The 22,828-nt window shown below is 71.2% G+C and carries 29 protein-coding genes; 19 read left to right on the top strand and 10 right to left on the bottom strand.

Annotated elements, in window-relative coordinates; all coding sequences use genetic code 11:
* Positions 1 to 612 precede the first annotated feature (612 nt).
* Positions 613 to 2,055 (bottom strand): ArnT family glycosyltransferase, encoded by a 1,443-nt coding sequence (locus DEJ19_RS17995; RefSeq protein ID WP_181441466.1) that lies wholly within the window; start codon positions 2,053 to 2,055, stop codon positions 613 to 615.
* Positions 2,056 to 2,163: 108 nt separating this feature from the next.
* Between DEJ19_RS17995 and DEJ19_RS17990 the strand changes: the two genes are divergently transcribed.
* The 5 genes from DEJ19_RS17990 (at position 2,164) to DEJ19_RS17970 (ending at position 4,912) form a co-directional block, all read left to right on the top strand.
* Complete coding sequence (locus tag DEJ19_RS17990) at positions 2,164 to 2,301, top strand: hypothetical protein (protein WP_181422605.1); 138 nt, start codon at positions 2,164 to 2,166, stop codon at positions 2,299 to 2,301.
* Between the two features lie 67 nt (positions 2,302 to 2,368).
* Complete coding sequence (locus DEJ19_RS17985; RefSeq protein ID WP_146250609.1) at positions 2,369 to 2,839, top strand: hypothetical protein; 471 nt, start codon at positions 2,369 to 2,371, stop codon at positions 2,837 to 2,839.
* Positions 2,840 to 2,892: 53 nt separating this feature from the next.
* Positions 2,893 to 3,312: a DoxX family protein gene (locus DEJ19_RS17980; protein ID WP_071404117.1), complete on the top strand. Its 420-nt coding sequence runs from the start codon at positions 2,893 to 2,895 to the stop codon at positions 3,310 to 3,312.
* A 71-nt stretch (positions 3,313 to 3,383) separates the two neighbouring features.
* The gene (locus DEJ19_RS17975; RefSeq protein ID WP_228516464.1) at positions 3,384 to 3,944 is read left to right on the top strand and encodes an MOSC domain-containing protein; all 561 of its coding nucleotides are present in this window, start codon (positions 3,384 to 3,386) and stop codon (positions 3,942 to 3,944) included.
* Positions 3,944 to 4,912: an NAD-dependent epimerase/dehydratase family protein gene (locus tag DEJ19_RS17970; RefSeq protein ID WP_111232557.1), complete on the top strand. Its 969-nt coding sequence runs from the start codon at positions 3,944 to 3,946 to the stop codon at positions 4,910 to 4,912. The genes DEJ19_RS17975 and DEJ19_RS17970 overlap by 1 nt, the downstream gene beginning before the upstream one ends.
* A gap of 23 nt (positions 4,913 to 4,935) precedes the next feature.
* On the opposite strand, the gene DEJ19_RS17965 is transcribed toward DEJ19_RS17970, so the two are convergent.
* Positions 4,936 to 5,382 (bottom strand): MarR family winged helix-turn-helix transcriptional regulator, encoded by a 447-nt coding sequence (locus tag DEJ19_RS17965; RefSeq protein WP_071404114.1) that lies wholly within the window; start codon positions 5,380 to 5,382, stop codon positions 4,936 to 4,938.
* A 175-nt stretch (positions 5,383 to 5,557) separates the two neighbouring features.
* Between DEJ19_RS17965 and DEJ19_RS17960 the strand changes: the two genes are divergently transcribed.
* The 4 genes from DEJ19_RS17960 to DEJ19_RS17945 all read left to right on the top strand — a co-directional run bounded on the left by DEJ19_RS17960 (position 5,558) and on the right by DEJ19_RS17945 (position 8,843).
* Positions 5,558 to 6,211, top strand: coding sequence for a COG1361 family protein (locus tag DEJ19_RS17960; RefSeq protein WP_027466885.1), 654 nt, complete (start codon positions 5,558 to 5,560; stop codon positions 6,209 to 6,211).
* Between the two features lie 96 nt (positions 6,212 to 6,307).
* On the top strand, positions 6,308 to 7,192 hold the full coding sequence (locus tag DEJ19_RS17955) for a S26 family signal peptidase (protein WP_111232558.1): 885 nt from the start codon (positions 6,308 to 6,310) through the stop codon (positions 7,190 to 7,192).
* Positions 7,189 to 8,043 (top strand): LamG domain-containing protein, encoded by an 855-nt coding sequence (locus tag DEJ19_RS17950; protein ID WP_111232559.1) that lies wholly within the window; start codon positions 7,189 to 7,191, stop codon positions 8,041 to 8,043. Before DEJ19_RS17955 ends, DEJ19_RS17950 begins: the two co-directional genes overlap by 4 nt.
* 230 nt (positions 8,044 to 8,273) lie before the next feature.
* On the top strand, positions 8,274 to 8,843 hold the full coding sequence (locus DEJ19_RS17945; RefSeq protein WP_111232560.1) for a manganese efflux pump MntP: 570 nt from the start codon (positions 8,274 to 8,276) through the stop codon (positions 8,841 to 8,843).
* An 82-nt stretch (positions 8,844 to 8,925) separates the two neighbouring features.
* Here the strand turns inward: DEJ19_RS17945 and DEJ19_RS17940 are convergent, their stop codons facing one another.
* Positions 8,926 to 9,258 (bottom strand): DUF4190 domain-containing protein, encoded by a 333-nt coding sequence (locus DEJ19_RS17940; protein WP_071404111.1) that lies wholly within the window; start codon positions 9,256 to 9,258, stop codon positions 8,926 to 8,928.
* A gap of 88 nt (positions 9,259 to 9,346) precedes the next feature.
* Between DEJ19_RS17940 and DEJ19_RS17935 the strand changes: the two genes are divergently transcribed.
* The gene (locus DEJ19_RS17935; RefSeq protein WP_111232561.1) at positions 9,347 to 9,703 is read left to right on the top strand and encodes a hypothetical protein; all 357 of its coding nucleotides are present in this window, start codon (positions 9,347 to 9,349) and stop codon (positions 9,701 to 9,703) included.
* Positions 9,704 to 9,780: 77 nt separating this feature from the next.
* Positions 9,781 to 10,380 (top strand): TetR/AcrR family transcriptional regulator, encoded by a 600-nt coding sequence (locus DEJ19_RS17930; RefSeq protein ID WP_220035289.1) that lies wholly within the window; start codon positions 9,781 to 9,783, stop codon positions 10,378 to 10,380.
* Positions 10,381 to 10,396: 16 nt separating this feature from the next.
* Here DEJ19_RS17930 and DEJ19_RS17925 read toward each other — a convergent pair whose 3' ends face one another.
* Positions 10,397 to 11,257, bottom strand: coding sequence for an alpha/beta fold hydrolase (locus DEJ19_RS17925; RefSeq protein ID WP_111232563.1), 861 nt, complete (start codon positions 11,255 to 11,257; stop codon positions 10,397 to 10,399).
* 79 nt (positions 11,258 to 11,336) lie between these two features.
* Between DEJ19_RS17925 and DEJ19_RS17920 the strand changes: the two genes are divergently transcribed.
* On the top strand, positions 11,337 to 11,951 hold the full coding sequence (locus DEJ19_RS17920) for a TetR/AcrR family transcriptional regulator (protein WP_111232564.1): 615 nt from the start codon (positions 11,337 to 11,339) through the stop codon (positions 11,949 to 11,951).
* Between the two features lie 26 nt (positions 11,952 to 11,977).
* On the opposite strand, the gene DEJ19_RS17915 is transcribed toward DEJ19_RS17920, so the two are convergent.
* Entirely contained in the window at positions 11,978 to 13,387 is a 1,410-nt protein-coding gene (locus tag DEJ19_RS17915) for a hypothetical protein (protein WP_111232565.1), read from the bottom strand.
* Positions 13,388 to 13,525: 138 nt separating this feature from the next.
* Here DEJ19_RS17915 and DEJ19_RS17910 point away from each other — a divergent pair, with 138 nt between their 5' ends.
* Positions 13,526 to 14,248 (top strand): SDR family NAD(P)-dependent oxidoreductase, encoded by a 723-nt coding sequence (locus tag DEJ19_RS17910; RefSeq protein ID WP_111232566.1) that lies wholly within the window; start codon positions 13,526 to 13,528, stop codon positions 14,246 to 14,248.
* Positions 14,249 to 14,264: 16 nt separating this feature from the next.
* On the opposite strand, the gene DEJ19_RS17905 is transcribed toward DEJ19_RS17910, so the two are convergent.
* The 4 genes from DEJ19_RS17905 to DEJ19_RS17890 form a co-directional block, all read right to left on the bottom strand.
* Entirely contained in the window at positions 14,265 to 15,218 is a 954-nt protein-coding gene (locus tag DEJ19_RS17905; RefSeq protein WP_111099669.1) for an AraC family transcriptional regulator, read from the bottom strand.
* Between the two features lie 61 nt (positions 15,219 to 15,279).
* Positions 15,280 to 15,768, bottom strand: a complete 489-nt coding sequence (locus DEJ19_RS17900; protein ID WP_111099668.1) for a hypothetical protein — start codon at positions 15,766 to 15,768, stop codon at positions 15,280 to 15,282.
* Positions 15,765 to 15,953, bottom strand: coding sequence for a hypothetical protein (locus DEJ19_RS17895; protein WP_111099667.1), 189 nt, complete (start codon positions 15,951 to 15,953; stop codon positions 15,765 to 15,767). The genes DEJ19_RS17900 and DEJ19_RS17895 overlap by 4 nt, the downstream gene beginning before the upstream one ends.
* Positions 15,950 to 16,174, bottom strand: coding sequence for a hypothetical protein (locus DEJ19_RS17890; protein ID WP_110865347.1), 225 nt, complete (start codon positions 16,172 to 16,174; stop codon positions 15,950 to 15,952). Before DEJ19_RS17890 ends, DEJ19_RS17895 begins: the two co-directional genes overlap by 4 nt.
* Positions 16,175 to 16,425: 251 nt before the next feature.
* Here DEJ19_RS17890 and DEJ19_RS17885 point away from each other — a divergent pair, with 251 nt between their 5' ends.
* The 4 genes from DEJ19_RS17885 to DEJ19_RS17870 all read left to right on the top strand — a co-directional run bounded on the left by DEJ19_RS17885 (position 16,426) and on the right by DEJ19_RS17870 (position 20,402).
* On the top strand, positions 16,426 to 17,118 hold the full coding sequence (locus tag DEJ19_RS17885; protein ID WP_258377341.1) for a DUF6766 family protein: 693 nt from the start codon (positions 16,426 to 16,428) through the stop codon (positions 17,116 to 17,118).
* A gap of 129 nt (positions 17,119 to 17,247) precedes the next feature.
* Positions 17,248 to 18,591 (top strand): sensor histidine kinase, encoded by a 1,344-nt coding sequence (locus tag DEJ19_RS17880; protein WP_111232567.1) that lies wholly within the window; start codon positions 17,248 to 17,250, stop codon positions 18,589 to 18,591.
* Positions 18,588 to 19,232: a response regulator transcription factor gene (locus DEJ19_RS17875; RefSeq protein WP_071248572.1), complete on the top strand. Its 645-nt coding sequence runs from the start codon at positions 18,588 to 18,590 to the stop codon at positions 19,230 to 19,232. Before DEJ19_RS17880 ends, DEJ19_RS17875 begins: the two co-directional genes overlap by 4 nt.
* Positions 19,233 to 19,406: 174 nt before the next feature.
* The gene (locus DEJ19_RS17870) at positions 19,407 to 20,402 is read left to right on the top strand and encodes a LacI family DNA-binding transcriptional regulator (protein WP_181441467.1); all 996 of its coding nucleotides are present in this window, start codon (positions 19,407 to 19,409) and stop codon (positions 20,400 to 20,402) included.
* A 58-nt stretch (positions 20,403 to 20,460) separates the two neighbouring features.
* Here the strand turns inward: DEJ19_RS17870 and DEJ19_RS17865 are convergent, their stop codons facing one another.
* Positions 20,461 to 20,856 carry a MerR family transcriptional regulator gene (locus DEJ19_RS17865; RefSeq protein WP_111232569.1) on the bottom strand — a complete coding sequence of 132 codons (396 nt, stop codon included), beginning with the start codon at positions 20,854 to 20,856 and terminating at the stop codon, positions 20,461 to 20,463.
* A 94-nt stretch (positions 20,857 to 20,950) separates the two neighbouring features.
* Between DEJ19_RS17865 and DEJ19_RS17860 the strand changes: the two genes are divergently transcribed.
* A complete protein-coding gene (locus DEJ19_RS17860; RefSeq protein WP_071404103.1) occupies positions 20,951 to 21,652 on the top strand; it encodes an SDR family oxidoreductase in 702 nt (233 codons plus the stop codon).
* A gap of 122 nt (positions 21,653 to 21,774) precedes the next feature.
* Positions 21,775 to 22,761, top strand: coding sequence for a matrixin family metalloprotease (locus DEJ19_RS17855; protein ID WP_111094104.1), 987 nt, complete (start codon positions 21,775 to 21,777; stop codon positions 22,759 to 22,761).
* Positions 22,762 to 22,828 lie beyond the last annotated feature (67 nt).

The raw sequence follows: 22,828 nt of genomic DNA, 5'->3' as shown, positions 1-22,828 counted from the left end.
CTGGTCGATGACGTCCTCGGCAAGCCTGCGGACGCTACCAGGACGTGCCCCCCGGAGTGGCGCGACCACCTCGCCCCACGTCTGATCCTGAGCACAGCAACCCACCGCGCGGAGTCTCATCAGCCGATCGTTCAGCGGGACAATGCGGGATACGAGGAGGATGAGTCGGTGCGAGTGATGAGGATCGGCCCACAGAGCTTCGAGGTGTCTGCGGTGCACGAGGCGGAATGGGCGTCCCTCGCTTCAGAAGCGACGCGAGCGGCGCGGGTGGGCGAGCGGCCGGTTCCGACTGTGTGGTTCCGGACCGACACCGGGGCCGTCGGGTCGCTGCCCGTGTCCGACAGGTTCCCGGTGCGCTTCATTGACGAGGACGATCCGGTCGGTTTCGTCGGGACCGAGACACTCCTCGGGCCCGAAGCAGGACCACCGGCGCCAACCACGACCCAGTAGGGGATCGGCTACCGCGACCGCCGTAGAGCCGTCGAAACGGCGACAAGATGTTCGGGCAGATCGAGAGACACGCGTGGCGATGCCGAGACTCGTGAGCCGAGTTGGCGACAAGTAGTGAGTCCGTCGACATGGGCGCGCGACGCCTCGCCAACGTCGCATCGACTAGCGGGCGATCGTGAGGACCCCGTTGTCCTCGCGGATGCGGCCGTCCTTCGGGACCCACACGCGCAGGCCGTCGAGCCTGCCCGTGGTGAAGGACGAGGCGTCGTCCTGCAGCAGCGTGGTCACGGCCTCCGGTGCGGGGAGCCGCTGGTCGCGTCCGACGACGATGGCGACGTAGGGGCCACGGTCGAGTCGGTTGGTGCCGTGGTCGCCGACGTACGGCTGGAAGAGCGTGGGAGTCGCCGACACGAACAGGATCTGACCGTCGGGCACGTCGTGTTCCTCGAGGTACCCGGGCAACAGCGCGATCCCGGTCGGGTGCGCCCGCGCGACGGCCTGGCTCACCCGGAACGAGGGGACGACGAGCGTCGCGACGAGGACCAGCACGACCGGGACGGTCAGGGCCCTCGGGGGGACGGTGGCGAGGCGTGCGAAGCCGATGGCGGCGAGGACCAGCAGGAACGGCATCCACGCGGTGTAGTAGGTCGGCAGCGCGATCTTGGCGACGACGACGTAGAACCCGACGAGCAGCACCAGGGATGCGCCGACGTACGCGACCAGGCGGTCCGCCCGCACGACCAGGGCAGCGAGCACCCCGATCGCGAGGACGACGAGCATCCCCTTGCCGGTGCCGTCGAGCAAGAACCGGAAGCTCGCCCACCACGGTGCGAACGTGTAGATCTGCCCGTCGATCGTGATCGGGTGCCCGTTGGTGTTCTGCCCCTCCTGGAACGCGACCATGTACTGGATCGCCGAACGGATGCCCATCGGGACGTACAGGGCGACGAACGTGACCGTGAAGGCGGCGACCCACAGCACGCCGCCGACGAGGCCCTTCCGCCAGACCTTGAACAGGACCGGGAGCAGCAGGAACGCCGGGAGCAGCACGATGGTCGACAGCTTGGACGTGACCGAGGCAGCCATGAGCACGCCGGACACGGGAGCGAGCCACCACGCCCGCTCACTGCGGATCCACCACCACGCGGCGACGATCGCGAACACGGCGAAGGCCGTCATCACCGGGTCGAGCAGGGCGAGCCGGTCGACCCGGGCACCCGCACCACCACGCGGAGTCAGCCACCACAGCGACGCCGCCAGCAGGGCACCCCAGTACCCGATCTCGCGACGCAGCCACAGGTACAGGACCACGCCGACCGCGAAGGTGAGCACGCCGACGAGGATCCGCGGCCCGATCGGACCCTGCCCGGTGAGGAGCTGCACGAGCCCGAACAGGTACTTGGCCGTCGGCGGGTGTTCGCGGTTCGCGGCGAAGTCTCCGTGGACGTACTGCCACCCGCTCTGCAGGTAGATGTTCTCGTCGCCGGTGATGTTCGAGCCGGCCAGGTTCCAGAAGCACTGGTAGAGCGCGGCGATCACGACGAGGGAGGCGATCGTCAGGCGGAGGCGGAGGTCGCCGGCGAACCCGGACACTCGTGATGGCACCAGACGAACCTACTGGCCCTTCGAGCGTCTTCGCTTGTCCTCGTCCGGCTTCTCGGGTTCACTGCGCTCATGGGTCTCGTCCAAGCAGCAGCGTCAGCATCCTGTGCAGTGTCCGCGCCGGACTGCGACGACACGATGGCCGCGTCCGTCGACGTGCTGCCTGCCGTGGTGATCGCAGCGGCCGTGGTCGTCACGGTGCTCGTGGTCTTCGTCGTGATCGTCCTCCGCGGGCGGCGGCGCCAGTAGGAGCCCTGGATCTTGACCGGCGGATACCCCGACGTGTTAGGTTGTGCACAACCTAATGGAGCGCAACGTGAAACTCACCAGCTGGATCGACCTCGTCACCGGTGGCCTGCTCGCCGGGCACGGCATCGCCACGGTTGGCCGCACCCCGCTGCGCGCTCGAGCCCAGCAGATGCAGCGACGTGGATTCGAGCCGGGCGTCCCACACGCACTCGGCATCCCAGCCCTGGAAGTCCTGTCCGGGCTCGGACTCGCCACCGCAGCGGTCCGCCGTGCACCCGGGAGCGACCTGGTCGGCACCGGCTCCGCCGTCGCGGCGACAGCCCTCGGTGGGACCCGGCTCGTGATCGACCGCGAAGACGGCTCGGTGACGAGCACGACCGGCGGTGCTGCCGCACTCACACTCGCCGGCGTGCTGCGGGTGCTCACCTCGACCCGCGGCCGTCCGGTCGCCCGGGCCCTCACGCTCGGTTCCGCCGCTGCCGCGATCACGTTCGAGGCCGCACGCCGACGCGGCGTCCTCCGCAGCCGCAGCCGCTGACCTCGGCCCCCACTCCACCGAACCCCACCACGACCGTGAAAGGCACCACCCCGATGGCAACCCGCACCCCCGCAGTCCGTTCCACCCGCCCCCGGACCATCGTCCGCATCCTGTTCGGCGCGCTGCTCACCTGGGCCGGCATCAGCCACCTGACCGTGGCCCGCGAGGAGTTCCAGGCGCAGGTGCCGAAGTTCGTGCCGCTGCCGACGGACGTCACGGTGATCGCCTCCGGTGTGGTGGAGATCTCGCTCGGGGCTGCGCTGATGCTCCTGGCTCGGCGCCAGGTGACGGTCGGGTGGGTCGTCGCGGTGTTCTTCCTGGCGGTCTTCCCCGGCAACATCGCGCAGTGGATGCACCACCGCGACGGGTTCGGCCTGGACACCGACACCAAGCGCTTCGTCCGCCTGTTGTTCCAGCCCGTGCTCATCGCGGTCTCGCTGTGGGCGACGAACGCGCTGCGCAAGCGCCGCTGAACCGGCCCGCGCGAGCGCCACTGACCGACGCTGCACTCGCGCGGCCGTGACCATGGGGCAGAATCGGCCCCATGAGCGGGGACGACATGGACCAGCCGCGCGTGGTCGCGGTGAGCAAGGACGGCGAGCACCGGTTCAGCAAGCCGTTGGTCGACGCGGTGACGCTCGTGGCGGGGTGGGGCATCGAGGGGGATGCCCATGCCGGCACGACCGTGCAGCACCGCTCCCGGGTCGCTCGTGACCCCTCCCAGCCCAACCTGCGCCAGGTCCACCTGCTGCACGCCGAGCTGTTCGACGAGGTCGCCGAAGCCGGGTTCAGCGTCGAACCGGGACAGATGGGCGAGAACGTCACGACCAGTGGCATCGACCTGCTCGGGCTGCCCGAGGGAGCAGTGCTGCACCTCGGCGACGACGCCTCCGTGCAGGTCACGGGCCTGCGGAACCCGTGCCAGCAGATCAACGGCTTCGAGCCGGGACTCCTCCGTGCCGTGTTGGGGCGCGCCGAGGACGGCACGGTCGAGCGCAAGGGCGGGGTGATGAGCGTCGTGCTCACCGGTGGCACGGTGCGGCCGGGCGATCGCATCCGGGTCGAGCTCCCCGACGGCGAACGACGACCCCTCCAACCCGTCTGATGACGCAGCGCGTGCGACGCGTCCTGGTACTCGGCGGAACCGGTTGGCTCGGGCGGACGATCGTCGACGAGCTGCTGTCCGAGGGCGCCGACGTCACCTGCCTCGCCCGGGGCACGACCGGAAACGTTCCGGAGGGAGCGCGCTTCGTCCAGGCGGACCGAGCCCTGGCCGGCGCGTACGAACAGGCCAGCGGGAACTGGGACGAGGTCATCGAGCTCGCCAGCGCCCCCGAACTCGTCGCCCCGGCGCTCGACGCCCTCGCCGACCGAGCCGCGCACTGGACCCTGGTGTCCACGGTCTCGGTGTACGCGGACAACGACGAACCGGGCGCTGACGAGTCCGCCCGGCTGGTGGAGCCGAAGGACCCGTCCGAGTACGCCGACGCGAAGGTCCTCGCCGAGCGCATGACGCGGCTCCGGCTCGGGTCACGGCTGCTCATCGCCCGCCCGGGGCTGATCGTCGGCCCCGGCGACCCGAGTGACCGGTTCGGGTACTGGCCGGCACGCTTCGACCGCGGTGGGCCGGTGCTGGTGCCGACGACGGCGGAGCGGTTCGTCCAGGTGATCGACGTCGCGGACCTCGCCGTCTGGCTCGTCCGGGCCGCGCGCGACGGGTTCGTCGGGACGGTCAACGCCGTGGGCACTCCGGTGCCGATGCAGGACTTCTTCCGGTGCGTGGCGGAGGTCACCGGGTTCGACGACGAGCTGGTCGCGGTCGACGACGACGTCCTGCTCGCGCACGACGTGGCCTACTGGGCAGGCCCCCGATCACTCCCCCTGTGGATCCCGGTGTCGGAGGGCGGGTTCGCACAGCGCTCCACCGTGGCGTTCAGGGACGCCGGCGGAGTGACCCGACCCCTCCGGGACACCGTCGTGCTCGTGCTCGAGGACGAGCGCGCCCGCGGGACGGATCGGGAACGCCGTGCCGGCCTCACCTCGACCGAGGAACGGGCGATCCCCACCAGGTAGACGCGCGGTCCCCACGAGCGAGATCAGGACGCGGCGGCAGCCTGTTCGTACAGACTCGTCGCGAGGTCGTTGAGCACCTCGTGCAGTTCGCCCTTGTGCGCCCCGTCGACCGCCCGGAGCATCGCTGCGTACCGCTCCTGGTAGTCCGACACGACGACATCGCCCGGAGGCAGCAACCGCAGCAGTGAGCCGCGACGATCGGCCGGGTTCGGTGCGCGTTCGAGCAGGCCGGCGGTGCTCATCCGGTCGATCATGTTCGTCACCGCGCCCGAGGTCAGCCCCAGGTACCCGGCGACCTCGGTCGGCGTGGAGTACCCGGTGTCACTGATGAGGACCAGGGCGCGGAGGGCGTTCTCGTGCACGCCCGCACGAGCGCTCAGCTGACTCACCAGGCTCGCGTTCGCACGCACGACGGCGGTGAACGCGGCCATGAGATCGGCCGCGTCGTCGTCGTTCGGTGCTGCTGCCACGAGGGCCTTCTTCCGTGTCGGGGACCGGGGGACAAGGGGCGTCCCCCGCACTGGGGTAAGTATACGAGTGGTCAACTTGGTGAATCAGTGACTATCTTAACCATTGAAGCAAAACAGCCCGAAGGTCTTGCTCCCCCCGACTTCCTGCAACCACCACCGAACGAAGAGGTACCCCGTGTCCACCAAGCTCCGCACCTCCGCACTGAAGCGGATCCGCTTCGCCCCCGTGGCGCTCCTCGCGGGTATCTTCGCCGCCGTCCTGCTCTCCCTCTCGCTCACCGGCACCCTCTCCGGGTTCGCCGCGAGCATCACCAACAGCAGCAACACCGCCGGCAGCGGCACGCTGATCATGCAGGAGCAGAACGCCGGCGCGACCGTCACCTGCCTCAGCACCGACGGCGGCTCGGTCTCGACGAACTCGGCGACCTGCTCGACGATCAACAAGTTCGGCGGCAGCACGACGATGACCCCGGGCAACACGGTCAACACCGCGATCTCGATCAAGAACACCGGCACCGCGAACGCCAGCACCTTCACGCTGAACCCGGGCGCCACGTGCACCCAGTCGGCGAACGGCTCGGCCAACGGCACCGCGACCGACCTCTGCGCCAAGATGAACCTCGTCGTCACCTCCGGCTCGACCACCGTCTTCAGCGGCACCCTCGCCAGCTTCAAGGGTGCGGCGGCGTCGGCCTTCACGATGCCGCAGGCCCCGGCCGCCGGCGCGAGCGTTCCGTTCAACTTCGCGGTGACCCTGGACTCCTCGGCGGGCAACACCTACCAGGGCCTCGCCGCCTCGGTCCCGATGACCTGGACCTTCACGGCCTGATCCGACCCCCATCACCCTTCCCCCAGACCGGCGACGCTCGGCCGACCCCCCTCCGGTCGAGCGTCGCCATTCCCCTGAATCCCCGGAGCAGCGCCCATGAGCCAGACCGCAGCGATCCCGCTCAGCGGCATGCTCGACCGCCCGGTCCTCCGCGGCCGTCAGGTCACCCGCTCCGAGACGGTCCTCGCCTGGTCGGTCGCCGCGATCGCCGCACTGCTGCTCACCGCCGCCGTCCTGTTCCTCTCCGCCGGCGGCCGCTGGTTCGTCGTCGAGACCCCCTCGATGGGCGAAGCCGCCCCGGTCGGCACCCTCGTGCTCGACCTGCCGGTCGACGTCGCCACGCTCAGCGTCGGCGAGATCGTCTCGTTCGAGACCTCCGCCAACCCGGACGTCGTCTACACGCACCGCATCGTTTCGATCGACGCGGACGGCGGGCTCCACACCCGCGGTGACGTCAACGGCGCCACCGACCCGTGGACGCTCACCCAGGCCGACGTGATCGGCACCCCCGCGCTCCTGGTCCCGCGCATCGGCTGGCTGCTCCGCGCCGCCCCGATCCTGCTCATCGGCACGCTGATCATCCTGACCCTGACCAGCGCGTTCACCGACCGGGTGACCCGCACTTGCCTGCGGATCGCGGGCAGCGCCCTCACCGTCTCGTACGCGGCGTTCGTGTTCAAGCCGTTCGTCAACGTGACGACGATCACGAACACCTCGAGCCCGACCGGCGTCGAGGCCACCGTGATCTCGTCGGGGATCTTCCCGGTCCGCGTCGACGCCCACGGCGGCAACAGCGTCCACCTGGTCGACGGCGAGATGGGCCGGGTCGTCATCCACGAGCTGACGAAGAACGGGCACTACCAGCTCATGTCGAACATCGACCTCGACCCCCTGGGTTGGGTCGCCCTGATCGCCGTGTGCCTCGTGCCGCTCGTGGCGTGCCTGGCGGTCGGCCGCGTCGAGGCGGTGCGTCCCTCGTGATCCTCCGCCGCCTGCGCGACGGTCGCGTCGTCGCCGTCCTCCTCGTGGTCGCCCTGGCCGTCGTCGTCCTGCTGAACCAGTTCGCCCCGACCCGCTCGGCGTACACCGCCCGCGTGACCAACAGCGCGAACACCGCGGCGACCGCGCCGTACTTCACGTGCACGGGTGCCGTCGGCGCCGACACCGCGAATGCCCTGTTCGCCTACCGCCTCACCGAGGCCTCGGGTTCGCGGACGGCCACCGACTGGTCCGGTCGTGCTGCGAACGGCACCTACCAGGGCACCATGACCGCGACCACGCCGAGCCCGAACGCCTGCCCGCGTGACAGCGGCAGCGCCTACGCGCTCAACGGCTCCACGAGCTACGTCTCCACCCCGCGCTCGTACGCCAACCCGACGACCTTCAGCGAGGAGGTCTGGTTCCGCACCACGGCCGCCGGCGGCATGCTCATCGGCTTCGGCAGCAGCCAGACCGGCGCGTCGAGCCAGCACGACCGGAAGCTCTACCTGACCACGACCGGCCAGCTCGCGTTCGGCACGTACAACGGCGCCACGCAGGTCCTCACCTCGCCGAAGGCCTACACCGACGGCGCCTGGCACCACACCGTCGCCACGATGTCGCCCACCAACGGGATGCGCCTGTACGTCGACGGCACGCTCGTCACGTCGAACGCGGCCTTCAAGAGCCCCGAGAACTTCACCGGGTACTTCCGCGTCGGCTACGACGTCGTGAGCGGGTGGCCGGGTGCCACGAACAACCCGTACTTCACCGGGTCGATGCGGTACGCCGCCGTCTACGGCACCGAACTGACGGCCAGCCAGGTCGCCGCACACGCGGCCGCCGGTTCCTGACGGACTGGCTGACGGCCTGGAGGCGCACCGCGGCGCCGCCACGGGCCTCCAGTCCGTCCCCTGGTCACGTCGAGAACGTGGGCCGGGTTCGCGGACCGGGCCCACCAACCCGCGGATTCGGGCCGACGAATCCCGCTGATCAGGCCTTTTCGTGCCCCGGACCGTGCCAGGATCGTCAGGTCCTGAGACGTCGGAGTCTCCATCCGACCGTCTCGAAAGGCGCCGCCCCCATGTCGTTCTGGGCCCTGTTCCTCATCGCGCTCGGCGTCTCCGCGGACGCCTTCGCCGTCGCCCTCGGCAAGGGCCTGCACATGAAGCGCTTCGACGTGCGGCACGCGATCGTGATCGCGCTGACGTTCGGGGTGTTCCAGGCGGTGATGCCGTTGCTCGGCTGGCTGCTCGGGTCGGCGTTCGCGCAGTACATCGCGGCCTTCGACCACTGGGTCGCGTTCGGGCTGCTCGCGCTGATCGGCGGGAAGATGCTGTGGGAGGCGATCTCGGAGCACGAGGACACCGAGCAGGACACCGATCGGCTGCCGGTCCGCGAGCTCCTCGTGCTGGCGGTCGCGACCAGCATCGACGCCCTGGCGGTGGGCGTCACCCTGGCGTTCCTGCCCGTCTCGATCGGCGGCGCGGTGCTGCTCATCGGGATCACCACCGCGGTGCTGTCGTTCGTCGGGGTCCTGGTCGGTCGCCGTGTCGGTGCCCGTTTCGGCAAGCCGGCGGAGATCGCGGGTGGTGTCGTCCTGATCCTGATCGGTCTGAACATCGTGCTGGAGCACACCGGCGTCATCGGCTGAGGCCACGGGTCGGAACCGAAACCGGACAGACGGGAGGCCCGCGGCGAGCTGCCACGAGCCTCCGGTCTGGTGCTGGTGGACGTCAGTAGCTACCCAGGCTGCCCGCCGGAGCGTTCGCGACGACAGCGATCACGAAGATGATCCAGATGATGCCGAACACGAGCGACAGGGCGCTGATGATGATGCCGGCGAGGGCCAGGCCGCGGCCGCGCTCCCCGGTCTTCTTGATCTGCGAGAGCGCGATGATCGACACCACGAGGCCGGCGATGTTCACCACGAAGGCCAGGACGAACCCCACGATCGCCATGACGTTGAAGCGGTCGGACGACGGCTGCATCGGAGCGCCGTAGGGCTGCCCGCCGGCGGCGTAGGGGTTCGGGTTCTGCTGGTTGTACTGGGGCGTGCCGTCACTCATGGCGCCGCGTCCTCTCTGGTCAGGGGGATGTCTACACAGGAAACGTACAGGACCAGGGGGCCGCGATGTGCGGTGGGATCATCGGGGCATGGGATGGCTGCGCCGACACCTGCTGCACGGCGGCCGGTACGACGAGCGGGACCGACGTGACCAGCTCCGGCGGTACGTGGTCCGCGGCGACCGGCTGGTCGCGTTCCTCACCGAGCACGACGATCCCCAGGTCGTGCGGGTGCAGGAGCGTGTGGACCATGCGCGTGGGCTGCTCGAACACGGATGGGACCGTGACGACCTACTGGCGGTCGCCGCGCCGGTGCGGGCACCGTGGCCGAGCGGCAGGGGGCGTGATGCGGGGGCACCTGCTCCGGAGTACGCCGACCAGGCGGACGGGCTGATCCAGGACCTGAACGCCGTCGCACTCGAGCTGCGGGCCGTCGCCGAGGTCTGATCAGCGGGTCCTGCGGCCTGAGATGATTGTCGGTGCCCCGTCCCCCGACGGGCGTTCCCGGACCCGGAGGAGCAGTCGTGCAGGTGACCCAGCCGTCCGGACGACGCGAACGGAACAAGCAAGTCAAGCTCGAGCGGATCGTCGCTGCGGCGAAGGAGCTGTTCGCCGAGCAGGGCGTCGACGACGTCACGACGCAGCAGATCGCCGAGCGTGCCGACATCGGTGCCGGCACGCTCTTCCTGTACGTCAAGAACAAGGGCGAACTGCTCCTGCTCGTGCAGAACGAGCACTACCGAGCGGCGCTCGAGCGCGGGCGCCGCGCGTCCGCCGACGCGCGAACGCTCGTCGACGCCGTGGTCGCAGTCGTCGAACCGGTGGTCGCGTGCAACCGGGTGCAGGTCGAGAACGGACGCACCTACCTTCGGGAGATGGTGTTCGGGGATCCCACCGAACCGAACCACGCCGACGCCCTGACGATCACGGGCGAGACGGAGCGCACGATCGCGGAACTCATCGCGGAGCACGGCGGCGTCGATGACGACGGGGCGGCGACCCTCGCGCACGTCGTCTCCGCGGTGTTGTTCGTGACGATGGTGTCGAGCGCGGACCCCGACACGAGCGTCGCCGACGTGGTGGCGACGATCCGTGCGCAGGTCGAGGCGATCCTGCCGAGCTGAACGCCCTGGGGATCGGTCAGCGGCGCAGGAACTCCGCCGCGACCGGGGCGAACTGCTTCCAGTACTGGAACACCCCGCCGTGACCGGAGTCCGGGTAGATGACCAGCTCCGAGCCGGCGATGCGGCGGTGCAGGTCCTCGGACAGGACCGACGGCACCATCCGGTCGTGGTCGCCGTTGGCGATGAGTGTGGGCTGCGTGATCACGGACAGGTCCGACGGCGCCGAGCGGCCGAAGCGCTTGATGGCCTGCAGCTGGGTCCAGAACGCCGGCAGGCCGATGGGTGCGTCACGGTCGACGGTGCGTTCCTGCAACCGCGCGAGGAACGCCTTGGCGGCACGCTTGCCGACGGCGTCGCGGTTGAAGAACAGGAACTCCTTCGGGTCCGACCGGGTGAGCGTCGCACGGAGGACGTCCAGGACGGTCGTCGTGACGATCTTGTCCATGTCCTTCCCGCCGCGCGGGCCGGTGCCGGTGAGCACGAGCTTGCGGACCAGGCCCGGGTGCGCGAGGACGAGGTCCTGCGCGATCATCCCGCCCATCGAGAACGCGAACACGTCGACCTGGTCGTACCCCAGGGCGGTGATGAAGGCGTGCGCGTCGTCGGCTGCTGCTTCGATCGTCCGCGGCACCGTGCCCGACGAGGCGCCGACCCCCTGCTGGTCGAAGGTGATCACGTGCCGGTGCGCGGCGATCGCGTCCACGATGCGCGGGTCCCAGTTGTCCAGGGTCGCGGCGAGGTGCACGAAGAACACGACGGGGACGTCCTCGACCGGGCCGAGCTCGCGGTAGGCGAAGGTGATCCCGTCGGCCTGCACGGTCTTCGCCGGTGCCAGTGCGTAGGAGGTGATGGGTGCTGCTTCGTCGTGCATGATCATGGTCCGTTCGTCTGGTGCGCCCGGACTATCCGAGTATGCTCAATAATGAGTAGACTCAGTAAAGTTGTCAAGGAGCGCGATGGAAGCCACCCTCGGTCGGCGGGAACGCGGACGCCAGGACAAGAGCCGGCGGATCCTCGACGCCGCCCGGACCCTGTTCCTGGAGCGGGGCGTCGGCGGGGTCACCACACAGCAGATCGCCGACCGGGCGGACGTCGCCGTCGGCACCCTGTTCCGGTACGCGGCGACCAAGGCCGAGCTGTTGATCATGGTGGAGAACGAGCGGTTCGCAACGGCGATCGACGACGGTCGCGCGGTGGTCGCGGTCGCCGCCGAGGCCGGTGCCGGTGCCGTACCGGTGGTGCTCGCGCTGCTCGGACCGGTGGTGCGCTGTGTCCGGGAGCACCCCGAGAACGGCCGGACCTACCTGCACGAGCTGGTGTTCGGCGACCCGGCAGAACCCAACCGGCACCGCGGACTCGCCCTGGCCCAGCGTCTCGAGGACGGGGTGGCCGCGGTGCTCGAGCGGCACGCCCGGGTCACGACCGTCGACGCCCCGGTGCTCGCCCGGGTGGTCACCGCCGTGCTGCACATCGGTCTGACCGCCACCGTCCACCAGGCACTGACGACCGAGGAGCTGCTGCAGGACATCCGGTCGCAACTCGCTGCGATCCTCGGCCCCACGACGTCCTGACGAGCGGCCCGGCGCCCCGGCACCCCTCAGATGTCGAGCACCCCGTCCACCGCGTCAGACCGGTCGGCGATGTGCCCGCTGTCGATGTCCTCGTCCAGGTGCACGCCGACGTACGGCCGGTCCTGCACGTGCCCGGCGTCGTCGAACACCCGGTAGCGCCGACGGAGCCGCAGGTACGGCACGGTGCGGTGCTCGAACGACACCACGACCTCGGTCGCCGGCCACTCGCCCTCGACGGTGACCTCGACGGCTCGGTAGTCGCTCGCCGACCGCCGGGGTTCGGGGTGGTCGCGGGTCCACAGGATGCCGGGCTGGTCGAGCGCCTCGAACACGCCCACAAGGTCCGCGACCGCGCGCTCCCGTGCGGCAGCGTCCAGGTCGTGCAGCGGCCAGTGCGCGCCCTCGACGTCGGTCAGGTCGAACCGCTCCGTCCACGGAGCGCGGGCTGCTTCCAGACGCTCCTGTTCGTCCTCCCACGACGTCTCGTCCTCGTCGCTCGCGGGGCGGGACGGCAGGTCATCGGTGGTGACGACGCTGGGCAGGCCGACAGCGACGTCGAGGTCGACCTCCCGAGCGTCGTAGTGGTAGGTCAACCCGCCCATCAGATCGGGCGTGCGCCGGGGTCCGGTGGGCATGTACCGGATGGTGAGGACCGAGCCGGTACGGCGGACGTCCTCGACCAGGTGGTCGACGGCGATCGTCGTCCGGCTGCCGTCGGTCCCGACGAGCACGAGCTCGGTCGGCGGGGTCGGCAGGGGTGGCGCGGGAACGGCCGGTGCTCCCGACCGACGAGGGAAGTCGTCCTCGTCGTCGGCGTCGGATCCGGCACTCCAGAAGTAGCGGGGGCCGTCATCGTCCGCGTCGTCGTCGTCCAGCAGCTCGGGGTCTTCGTCCTCCGGCTCCTCGCCGGCCGCCAGCGTCGCCGCCCACTCCTCCGGCGGCGGCCAGAACGGCTCCGACGGCGCCCACGGCAGGGTCTCCGGGTCGACGCCGTCGAGCGGGTCGTCCGAGTCCCCGTCGTCGTCCTCCGGATCCTCGAGGCCGTCGTCCTCGGAGTCCTCGTCCTCACCCATCCACATCGACGCGTCACGCGGGTCGCCGATCCACAGCCCCTCGACGTCCGCCCCGAGCACGCGTCGATCACCGAGGTCGACCGTGCACGTCACCCCGGTCGGCGTGACGTGCACGGCGGTCCGGGACATCTCGTCGAGGTCGTCGCCCACTTCCTCGAGCGATCCGTAGACGACCCAGGCGCCCCCGTCGGTCGCGAGGACCCCGACCTCGTCGACCGCACCGTCCGGCAACGGGGCGTCCGGCCACGTCACCCACCGCACGTCGTCGCCCGTGACGACCGCCGCGACCGGTCGCGTGGCGTCCGGCACGATCGTCACGTCACCGACGCCGACGGCGTCGATCGGCTCGAGGAAGCTGCTCATGCAGCGACCGTACCGCGGCCCTGTGGCCGGTCCGTGAACGGCCGGGAGGCCCGTGGCGGGCCCGCACCGCGCCTCCCGTCCGCCCGTTGCCGGTACACCTGCCGGACCCGCCGCAGCGGTCGGGCGCATGATGGGCGGATGGCACGCATCCTCGTCACCGGATCCACCGACGGCCTCGGGCGGGGAACCGCCGACTCGCTGCTCCGCAGCGGGCACGACGTCGTCGTCCACGCGCGCAACCGGGCCCGCGCCGAGGCGGTCGCCGACCTGGTGGAGCGCGGCGCCGAACTCGTCGTCGCCGACCTGGCGGACCGCGACGCCGTGATCGCCACCGCCCGGGAACTCGACGCCGGCACCCCGCTCGACGCCGTCGTGCACAACGCCGGCGTGATCTCGGGCCGTTCCCTGGTGCCCGTCAACGTCGTGGCGCCCTACCTGTTCACGGCGTTGCTGCGCTCGCCGGGGCGGCACGTGTACCTGAGCAGCGGGATGCACCGGGGCGGCCGTCCGCGCCTGGACACCGTCGACTGGACCGGCGCTTCCGAGACGAACTCGTACTCCGACACGAAGCTGTTCGTGACGGCGCTCGCCGCCGAGGTGCCGCTCCGACGCCCGGGCGTGCTGAGCAACGCCGTCGACCCGGGCTGGGTGGCGACCAAGATGGGCGGGGCTGGCGCTCCCGACGACTTCGAGCTGGGACACCGCACGCAGGAGACGCTCGCGACCAACCCAGACCAAACCGTGACAGGTGGTTACTGGTTCCACGGGGATCGGCAGGAGCCGCACCCGGCGGTCGCCGACCAGCGGTTCCGCACCGAACTGCTCGACGCGCTCGCGACGGCCACCGGCGTCACACTCTGAGTCGCGCGCACCGCCGTCAGGAGCGGCGGAGCGTCTCGCTCGGGTACTCGCCGTGCCGGTCGGCGTACGCGGCGGAGAACCGGCCCGCGTGGGCGAAGCCCCAGTAGCGGGCGACGTCGGCGACGTTCGTGGTGGCCGGGTCGGACGCCAGCAGCTCGGTCCGGATGCGGTCGAGCCGCACCGAGCGGATGTAGGCGTTCGGCGACATGCCGAGCAGCCGCTGGAAGGCGGCCTGCAGGGCGCGGAGGCTGAGGTGCGCCATCCGGGCCAGGTCGGTGCTGGTGATCGGCAGGTGCGCGTGCTCGTGGACGTACTCGACGACCTGGCGGATCCGACGGTGCTGCGGCAGCAGGAGTTCGGGCGGCAGGTCGGCGGTGGCGCGGGGGTACAGCTCGAGCAGGGACACCGCGGCCAGCCGGCCCATCTCGGCCTGCAGCAGCGGGGACGCCTGTCGGTCCAGGGTCGTCGCGGAGATGAGCTGGACCGTCTGTCGCCACTGCCGGATCGCCGCGTCGTCGATCCGGGCGGTGTGGTCGAAGCGGCGGAGCGACAGGCCACGCTCGGCGGCGACCCCCTCGACGGCGGCGCGGTTCACCTGGACGAGCCGCTGGTCGTAGTCCTCGAAGCGGAACGGGAACGCCTCGTTCGGCCACATCTGCGGGCGTCCCGGCACCAGGTGGATGGCGGTGCCGCCGTCACCCAGGACGCCGAGCCCGCGGGTGATCCACTGCACGACGAAATCGTCACCGGCGGGCATCTCGCCCGTCAGGCGTCCACCGAAGTGCACGGCGCGGAGCGTCATCGTGCCGTCGCCGGCTGCCGTGTACCGGTAGTCGAACCCGTCACCCGTGGTGTCGGCGTGCCACTCGATGCCGTCGTACGCGGTCGCGAGGGTCTGCTTCGCGGCTGCGAGGTCCGTGCCCTGCTCGTCGACCCGGATACGCGCGGGCTGCTCGGTGTCGTCGTTCATGTCGCTCGAGCAGTAGTTTCACACCCCGGTTCGGGGCCATCGTGCGATTGTCCAGATGCGGTCAGAACAGGGCGTCGCCCTCGTGCACCGCGAGCAACATCGCCGCAGCGGTCCGAGCCGTGCGGACCGGTTGCACCGAGCGGTGGACCGTCGCCTCGACGTGGGCTCCGTGGAGCAGCAGGGTGAGCGCCTGGCCGAGGTACGCCGGCAACGCGGCGGCCGCGCAGCGTTCGGCGACGTGCGCCTCGACCTGCCGCAGCTGGTCGTGCAGCAGGTCGACGAGGTCGGTCCCGTCGGCGGCTGCTCCTGCTCCGGCATGGGCCGTGTCGGACCACGCCCGGTGCCCGTCGGCCACGAGTCGGTGCTCCAGGTGGGTGAACACGGCGAGCAAGCGGTCCCGGGGGTCGTCGAACGCGGCCTCGTGCTCCAGCAGCCCGCGCATCCACTCGTCGTGCCGGTGGCGGACGGTGTCGAGCGCATCGAGCGCTCCGAGCCCGACCGGCGCTCCGGACGAGGCGGTCGGTTCGGCCACGAGGGTGGTGCTGCTCACGCTGCCACGAAGAAGTCCGCGTACGTCGGGTCAGCCGGGACGCCCCGCACCACGCCGGACAGCCGTCGGGTGATGAGCGCCTCGAGTTCGGTGGGGGGTGTCAGGCCGCGGCGGCGCCACTCGAGGGGCTGGGCACGGAGTTCGTCCATCGCGTCGTCGTCGAACGGCTGGGCCACGGGGCTCATGCGCCGAGACCGATCACGACGACGGCCGCGGATGCCGTGGCGGTGACCGAGACGATCCCGGTCGCGGTCGCGGCGACCATGAGCGTCCGGAGCCGAGCCTGTTCGCGCATCTCGGTGAAGGGGCTGCGCTCGGAGACGCAGCGTGCACGGCGGGCCACTGCGGTGTGGGCGTGCTTCGGGGCGAGTGCGGTGTCGGTGGTGAAGGTGGTCGTGGTGGTCATGGCTCGGGCCCATTCCTCTCTGCGTCCTCGCCGGCGTCGGCGGTCCTGGCGATCGGGCTGGCATCGACGGTAGGTCGGGCTCCCCGGCGGTCGTGGACGAACCGGGGTCGGACGGCGAAAGTCGGACAGCCGGTGTGCGGAAGGTGTCCGGAACCGGCTCGCGCACCAGCGCGATCCGGCCAGGACGGTCCTGCGAAGGCGTTCGTGGCGTCCGGACCAGGATGGGCTCGACACGACGAACGGAGGACCCGGTGACCCTCGGCCTGCACAACGGATCGAGTGGGTGGCAGCGCGTGCGACGGCACGGCCTGCTCCTCGCGAACGTCGCCGTCTTCGTCGTGTGCTTCGTCGGCATGGTGTTCGCCGGGTGGCGGGTGTCCGCGGCGGACGCCCTCCAGCACGGTGAGGCAGCCGTGTCGCTCTGGGGCTTCCTGACGAGCGGGGACTTCGCCGAGGCCACGTTCGAGAACTGGGAGAGCGAGTTCCTGCAGATGGGCGCGTACATCGTGTTCACGGTGTTCCTGTTCCAGAAGGGGTCGAGCGAGTCCGAGCCACTGGACGAACAGAGCCCGCAGGACGAGGACCCCCGGGAGCACGCCGACGACCCGAAGGCCCCGTGGCCGGTGCGCCGGGGCGGGATCGTGCTCGTGCTGTACGAGAACTCCCTGCTGATCCTGTTCGCGGTGCTGTTCCTCGGCAGTGTCGTGGGGCACGTGATCGGTGGCGCTGCGGCCTACAACGAGGAGCAGCTCGAGCACGGCGACAGCGTGGTCTCGGGGTGGGGCTACCTCGGCACGAGCCAGTTCTGGTTCGAGTCGATGCAGAACTGGCAGTCGGAGTTCCTGGTCATCTCGGTGATGGTGATCGCCACCGTGTCACTCCGGCAACGAGGGTCGAGCCAGTCGAAGCCCGTGGCCGCACCGACGGAGCAGACCGGGGCCTGAGCCGACCCGGCTGACGATGATCGCGGGGTTTCCCCACCGACCACGGGGGGCAGCACCGGTGTGCGGGCGGACCCCCGCGGCGAGGCTGGTGTCGGGCAATAAGCTCGTCACCGACACGAAGAGGTCCGCATGTACACCGCCGTCGCCACCCCGGGCGCACCCACCAACGTCCCCCGGTTCCGACCGTTCCGAGCCGTCGCCGACGGCAGCACCTGGCGGGCCTTCGCGTTCCACGCCGCGCACCTGCCGATCGCGATCGCCGCGCTGGCGTGGTTCGTCGTGGTGCTGGCCGTCGGCATCCCGGTGTCGCTGACCTGGGTCGGCCTGGTCGTCGCCGCGTTCCTGCTCGGTGGGTCGCACTGGTTCGCCGCGGTCACCCGCCGGATGTCCGCCGCGCTGCTCGGGCAGGTCGTCGTCGCCCCGGCACCGCCCCGTGCAGGTTCGACGCCGCTCGGCACCGCGTTCGCCCGGCTGTCGGACGGCCCCACCTGGCGGGCGTTCGCGTACCTGCTCGCGGGGTTCGTGCTGACCACCACCACGTTCGCCGTCTCGACCGCTGTGCTCGTGAGCGGTCTGGGCGCGATGACCCACGCGGCGTGGGGGCACTTCCTGCCGGCGCAGCGGGGTGCGGACGGTGAGCTCCACAGCGGTGCGCAGTTCCTCGGCGTGTACGTCGACACCCCGCCGCTGCAGGTCGCGTTCGCGGTGCTCGGCCTGCTCATCGTGCTGTTCCTCTGGCCCGCGGTGAACCACGGGCTCGCGGCACTACAGCGTGTGGTCATCCGCGCCCTGCTCGGTGCCACCGCCCGCGACCTGCGGCTCCGCCAGGTCACGGCCTCGCGCGACGCCGCCGTGCTCGACGCCGACACCACCCTGCGCCGCATCGAGCGGGAGCTGCACGACGGCACCCAGGCCCGGCTCGTCGGCCTGGCGATGACCCTCGGCGACGCCCGCGACCGCCTGCAGACCGGCGCTGACCCGGACGCGGTCACCGCACTGGTCGACCGGGCGCACGCGTCGACCAAGGAGGCCCTGGTCGAGCTCCGCGCCCTGGCCCGCGGCATCCACCCGCCCGTCCTCGACGAGGGGCTCGAGGCCGCGCTGACCTCGGCGTGCTCCCGGACCCCGTTCCCCGTCGCGCTGTCGGTGGACGTGCCCGTCCGGCCGTCCCGCGTCGTCGAGGGGATCGCGTACTTCGGGGTGCTCGAGCTGCTGACGAACGTGTCGAAGCACGCCGGAGCCTCGGCCACCGCCGTCCGGGTCGGCATGCTCGGCACCGACCTGCTCGTCGAGGTCGAGGACGACGGCCACGGCGGGGCCCACGTCGCGCTCGGCACCCCCGAGGGTCACGGCACCGGCCTGGCCGGGGTGCTCGAACGGCTGCGCGCCGTCGACGGGGACCTGCAGGTCGACAGCCCCGCCGGCGGCCCGACCCGCATCCGGATGCGCATGCCGAGCGGAGCCGAACGGTGAGGATCGTCGTCGCCGACGACAACACGATCGTGCGCGAGGGGCTGACGTCCCTGCTGCGCGGTCGCGGGCACGAGGTCGTGCCGGTGTCGGACGGCGACGCCGCGGTGGCTGCCGTCGCGCACGGCGCGGTCGACGTCGTGGTGATGGACATCCGGATGCCGCCGACCCACACCGACGAGGGCGTCCGTGCGGCCATGCGGGTGAAGGACGTCCGGCCCGACGTCGGGGTGCTCCTGTTCTCGCAGTACGCCGAGGCGCAGTGGGCGCGGGCGCTGCTCGACGTCGCCACCGTCGGCGTCGGGTACCTGCTGAAGGACCAGGTCGCCGAGGTCGGCACCTTCATCGACTCGCTGCACCAGGTCGCCGCGGGCAACGTCGTGCTCGACCCCGAGGTGGCGGCCGCACTGGTCCAGGCGCCGCGTGCCACGAGCGGTCCGCTCGACTCGCTGACCGCCCGCGAGACCGACGTGCTGCGCCTGATGGCCGAGGGCCGGTCCAACGCCGCGATCGCGGACACGCTGTTCCTGTCCGGCGGGACCGTCGAGAAGCACGTCACCGCGGTCTTCACCAAGCTCGGGCTCGAGGCGACGCCGAACGAGAACCGGCGGGTGCTCGCGGTCCTGCGGTTCCTGGCGGACTGAGCGGGGCCCTGGACGGGCCGAGACCGGACGGGAGGCCCGTGGCGGACCCGCCACGGGCCCGCCGCGGGCCTCCCGTCCGGTCCGCACCACGCTGGTGCGGTAGGTTCCTGCCGAACGCAGTCCGCACGTGAGAGGGGGCGCCCGATGGCGCAGGGGCACCGCTCTCCGCCCACGATGAGCGACGTCGCCGCCGTGGCAGGTGTCTCGAAGAAGACCGTCTCGAACGTGCTGTCCGGCTACGAACACGTCTCCGTCCGCACGCGCGACCGTGTGATGGCCGCCGTCGACGAGCTCGGCTACGAACTCAACGTCTCGGCCCGGAACTTCCGTGCCGGACGCTCCAAAGTGCTCGGGCTCGCGGTGCCGGAACTGCGGCAGGCGTACTTCGCCGAACTCGCCGACGCCGTCATCCGCGCTGCCGGAGCCGTGGGCTACACGGTGCTCATCGAGCAGACCGCGAGCGGTGTGCGCGAGGCGGACGCGATCACCCGGATGCGCGAGCACTCGATCGACGGCATCATCTACAGCCCGCTGACCGTCCGGCCGAGCGACGCCGCCGCGCTCGAGGTGAAGTTCCCCCTCGTCGTGCTCAGTGAGCCGATCCCGGACGCCCCCGTGCCGTTCATCGCCATGTCGAACGCGGACGCGCTGCGGGACGCGACCGCCCACCTGCTCGACGCCGGCCGCCGGTCGATCGCGTTCATCGGCTCCGACCCGTCGGGACCCGTGCGCACGGCGCAGGAGCGACTGCGGGGCTACCGCGAGGCGCTCGACGACCACGGTGTGCCGTTCGCGCCCGAGCGGGTCGTGCCGACCGCGCTGTGGCACCGTGCCGAGGGTGCGGCGGCTGCGCGCCAACTCCTCGACGCCGGCGTGCCGGTCGACGGGATCGTCTGCTGCAACGACGCGCTGGCGCTCGGGGCGATGAGTGCCCTGCAGCTCGCGGGCCGGACCGTGCCGGACGACGTCGCGGTCGTCGGGTTCGACGACATCGAGGAGTCGGCGTACTCGACCCCGGCGCTGACCACGGTGTCGGCCGACCTGGACCGGGTCGCGGCGACGGCGGTCGGGGTGCTCGTCGCCCAGCTCGAGGAGGGCGCCCCGGCGACGCCCGGGGTGTTGCGCTCCCGCCACGCGCTGGTGGTGCGGGCGTCGTCAGCGACCCGCTAGGGACGGGAGGCCCGTGGCGGACCCGCCACGGGCCTCCCGTCCGTCCCGGTGCCGCGTCTCAGGCCGCGACCGGCTCGGCAGGCCGGTCACGCAGTGCCGGGCAGTGCTCGGCGGTGGGGTGTTCGGTGATCGCGATGACCTGGTCGAGGCGCCCCCGGACCGCCTCGAGCTCGGCCAGCTGCGCGGTGATCCGGTCCCGCTCCGCGAGGAGCAGCGCGAACGACTCCGGCGTCGACTCCCCGCGGTCGACGCAGGGCAGCAGCTGCACGATCGTACGGCTCGCGAGCCCGGCGGCGAACAGCTGCTGCACGAGCTGGACCCGCTCGACGGCGGCGACCGTGTAGACCCGCTGCCCACTCGCGGTGCGCGACGCGGTGAGCAGCCCCTGCTCCTCGTAGTACCGCAGCGAGCGGACGCTGACGCCGGTCTCGGCCGCGAGGTCACCGATGCGCATGTTGCTCCGATCCGGGCTTGCCCCTGACATGGATGTGAGGTCTTAGCGTAGCCGAGCCGCTGCGGGAGACACCCGCGCGGCAGGAGGAGACACCATGGACATCGCTGGATCGGTCGCACTCGTCACCGGCTCGAACCGCGGCATCGGACGCCGCTTCGCCCTGGAGCTGCTGGAGCGCGGAGCGTCGAAGGTCTACGCGACCGCACGCCGACCCGAACTCGTCGACGTCGAGGGCGTCGTCGCGCTGCCCCTCGACATCACCGACCAGGCCTCCGTCGACGCGGTGGCCGCAGCCGCGGGGGACGTGACGCTGCTCGTGAACAACGCCGGCATCTCGACGCAGGGCTCCCTGGTGACCGACGACCTGACCATCGTCCGGAAGGCCATGGACACGCACTTCTGGGGCAGCCTGTCGATGATCCGCGCCTTCGCACCGGTGATCGAGCGGAACGGCGGCGGCGCGATCGTCAACGTGCTGTCGGCCCTGTCGTGGTTCGCGGCGCCCGGCGCGGGTGGCTACGCCGCGGCGAAGGCGGCCGAGTGGAACATGACGAACGCCGTCCGCCTGGAGCTCGCCGACCGGGGCATCAGCGTGCAGGGACTCCACCTCGGTGCGGCCGACACCGACATGATGGGCGACTACGACGGCCCGAAGACGGACCCGACGGACGTGGCCCGTGCGGCACTCGACGGTGTGGAGCGTGGCGTGGCCGAGGTGCTCGTCGACGACTGGAGCCGGATGGTGAAGGCGTCGCTCGCCGATGCACCGGAGCCCTTCTACGCGCAGATGGCCTGAGCCGCCGCCCCTGACTGGGGGCGTGTCCCCGCAGCGCAGTCCTGGACCCGCTGCGTGGTCATCGGCGAGCATGGACCCCGATCAGGAGCGGGGGGCACGTCGCCTGCCGCTGGAAGGGAACCATGCGTCCTGTCAGGAACGCGCTGAGCACCGGGGCGATCGTCGCGATCCTCGCCGGCCTCACCATCACCGCAGCACCCGCCCAGGCGGCGACCCCGGGGGCCGGCGCGAGCTGCGCCCCCGGGACCCTGTCGGTGCAGACGCTCGAGAGCGGCTGCACGGCGACGTCCGGCACGGTCGTGACGCCGGACGGACGCACCTTCGCGCTCCCCGCGCCGGGTGAGAGCGTCATGGCGAGCAGCTCGGCCGCCCCCGGGGCGCCCGAGCTCGCCGACGTCCTCATCGCGAACAACGGCTCCGCCGGTGTCGCCGTCCGCGTCGACGAGGCCTGGACCGGTTCGGCCCCCGCCGTCCAGCAGGAGCGTGCGCAGAGCCAGGCCGCGACGGCACAGGCCGCTCCCGCCGCGACGACCGCTGCGACCACGAAGTGCACGAGCACGGCGTACAAGGCGTCCGGCTACACCTGGCCGAGCACGGTCAAGTGGTACTACAACCAGACCGGGCAGAAGTCGACGTACGCCAAGGACGCCCTGCGCAAGGGGGCGAACGCCTGGAACGGCACGATCTCGGCGTGTGACCGGACCGTCACGTCGACGGCGAAGAACGACTACCTGCGTCTCGCGACCCAGAAGCCCAACCTCACCGACCAGGGCGGCTGCTCGCGGAACAACGGCTACAACGTGATGGGCTGGGGCAAGCTCCCGACCGGGACCCTCGGTGTCACGTGCGTCTGGTTCGACGGCAACGGCAACGCCCGCGAGGCCGACCAGCGCTACGCCACCGGCTTCAAGTGGAGCTCGACGGCCACCTGCTCGGGTGCGCGCTTCGACACCCAGGTCGTCGCCACGCACGAGTGGGGCCACCTGTACGGACTCGACCACGTCGCCACCGGCACCGGCCAGGTCATGGAGCCGTCCGGCGGCTACTGCGAGCTCGACGGCCGCACGCTCGGCCGTGGCGACATGACGGGTATCTCGACGCTCTACTGAGCTCGACGTTCTGCAGAGAGACGGACGGGGTCGTGGCGGAGAACCGCCGCGACTCCGTCCGTCTGTG

Source organism: Curtobacterium sp. MCSS17_016 (assembly GCF_003234255.2).
In the GTDB taxonomy this organism is placed as follows: domain Bacteria; phylum Actinomycetota; class Actinomycetes; order Actinomycetales; family Microbacteriaceae; genus Curtobacterium; species Curtobacterium flaccumfaciens.
The sequence above is the reverse complement of the archived record's forward strand: the minus strand, read 5'-3'. Positions and strand labels throughout refer to the sequence as shown.

Coding starts and splice junctions, on each gene's coding strand:
- DEJ19_RS17895 (WP_111099667.1), bottom strand. CDS start 15,953: ATGAGCCCCGTGGCCCAGCCGTTCGACGACGACGCGATGGACGAACTC.
- DEJ19_RS17920 (WP_111232564.1), top strand. CDS start 11,337: ATGGAAGCCACCCTCGGTCGGCGGGAACGCGGACGCCAGGACAAGAGC.
- DEJ19_RS17925 (WP_111232563.1), bottom strand. CDS start 11,257: ATGATCATGCACGACGAAGCAGCACCCATCACCTCCTACGCACTGGCA.
- DEJ19_RS17890 (WP_110865347.1), bottom strand. CDS start 16,174: ATGACCACCACGACCACCTTCACCACCGACACCGCACTCGCCCCGAAG.
- DEJ19_RS17940 (WP_071404111.1), bottom strand. CDS start 9,258: ATGAGTGACGGCACGCCCCAGTACAACCAGCAGAACCCGAACCCCTAC.
- DEJ19_RS17980 (WP_071404117.1), top strand. CDS start 2,893: ATGGCAACCCGCACCCCCGCAGTCCGTTCCACCCGCCCCCGGACCATC.
- DEJ19_RS17855 (WP_111094104.1), top strand. CDS start 21,775: ATGCGTCCTGTCAGGAACGCGCTGAGCACCGGGGCGATCGTCGCGATC.
- DEJ19_RS17955 (WP_111232558.1), top strand. CDS start 6,308: ATGAGCCAGACCGCAGCGATCCCGCTCAGCGGCATGCTCGACCGCCCG.
- DEJ19_RS17880 (WP_111232567.1), top strand. CDS start 17,248: ATGTACACCGCCGTCGCCACCCCGGGCGCACCCACCAACGTCCCCCGG.
- DEJ19_RS17945 (WP_111232560.1), top strand. CDS start 8,274: ATGTCGTTCTGGGCCCTGTTCCTCATCGCGCTCGGCGTCTCCGCGGAC.
- DEJ19_RS17970 (WP_111232557.1), top strand. CDS start 3,944: ATGACGCAGCGCGTGCGACGCGTCCTGGTACTCGGCGGAACCGGTTGG.
- DEJ19_RS17860 (WP_071404103.1), top strand. CDS start 20,951: ATGGACATCGCTGGATCGGTCGCACTCGTCACCGGCTCGAACCGCGGC.
- DEJ19_RS17910 (WP_111232566.1), top strand. CDS start 13,526: ATGGCACGCATCCTCGTCACCGGATCCACCGACGGCCTCGGGCGGGGA.
- DEJ19_RS17865 (WP_111232569.1), bottom strand. CDS start 20,856: ATGCGCATCGGTGACCTCGCGGCCGAGACCGGCGTCAGCGTCCGCTCG.
- DEJ19_RS17935 (WP_111232561.1), top strand. CDS start 9,347: ATGGGATGGCTGCGCCGACACCTGCTGCACGGCGGCCGGTACGACGAG.
- DEJ19_RS17905 (WP_111099669.1), bottom strand. CDS start 15,218: ATGAACGACGACACCGAGCAGCCCGCGCGTATCCGGGTCGACGAGCAG.
- DEJ19_RS17915 (WP_111232565.1), bottom strand. CDS start 13,387: ATGAGCAGCTTCCTCGAGCCGATCGACGCCGTCGGCGTCGGTGACGTG.
- DEJ19_RS17975 (WP_228516464.1), top strand. CDS start 3,384: ATGAGCGGGGACGACATGGACCAGCCGCGCGTGGTCGCGGTGAGCAAG.
- DEJ19_RS17870 (WP_181441467.1), top strand. CDS start 19,407: ATGAGCGACGTCGCCGCCGTGGCAGGTGTCTCGAAGAAGACCGTCTCG.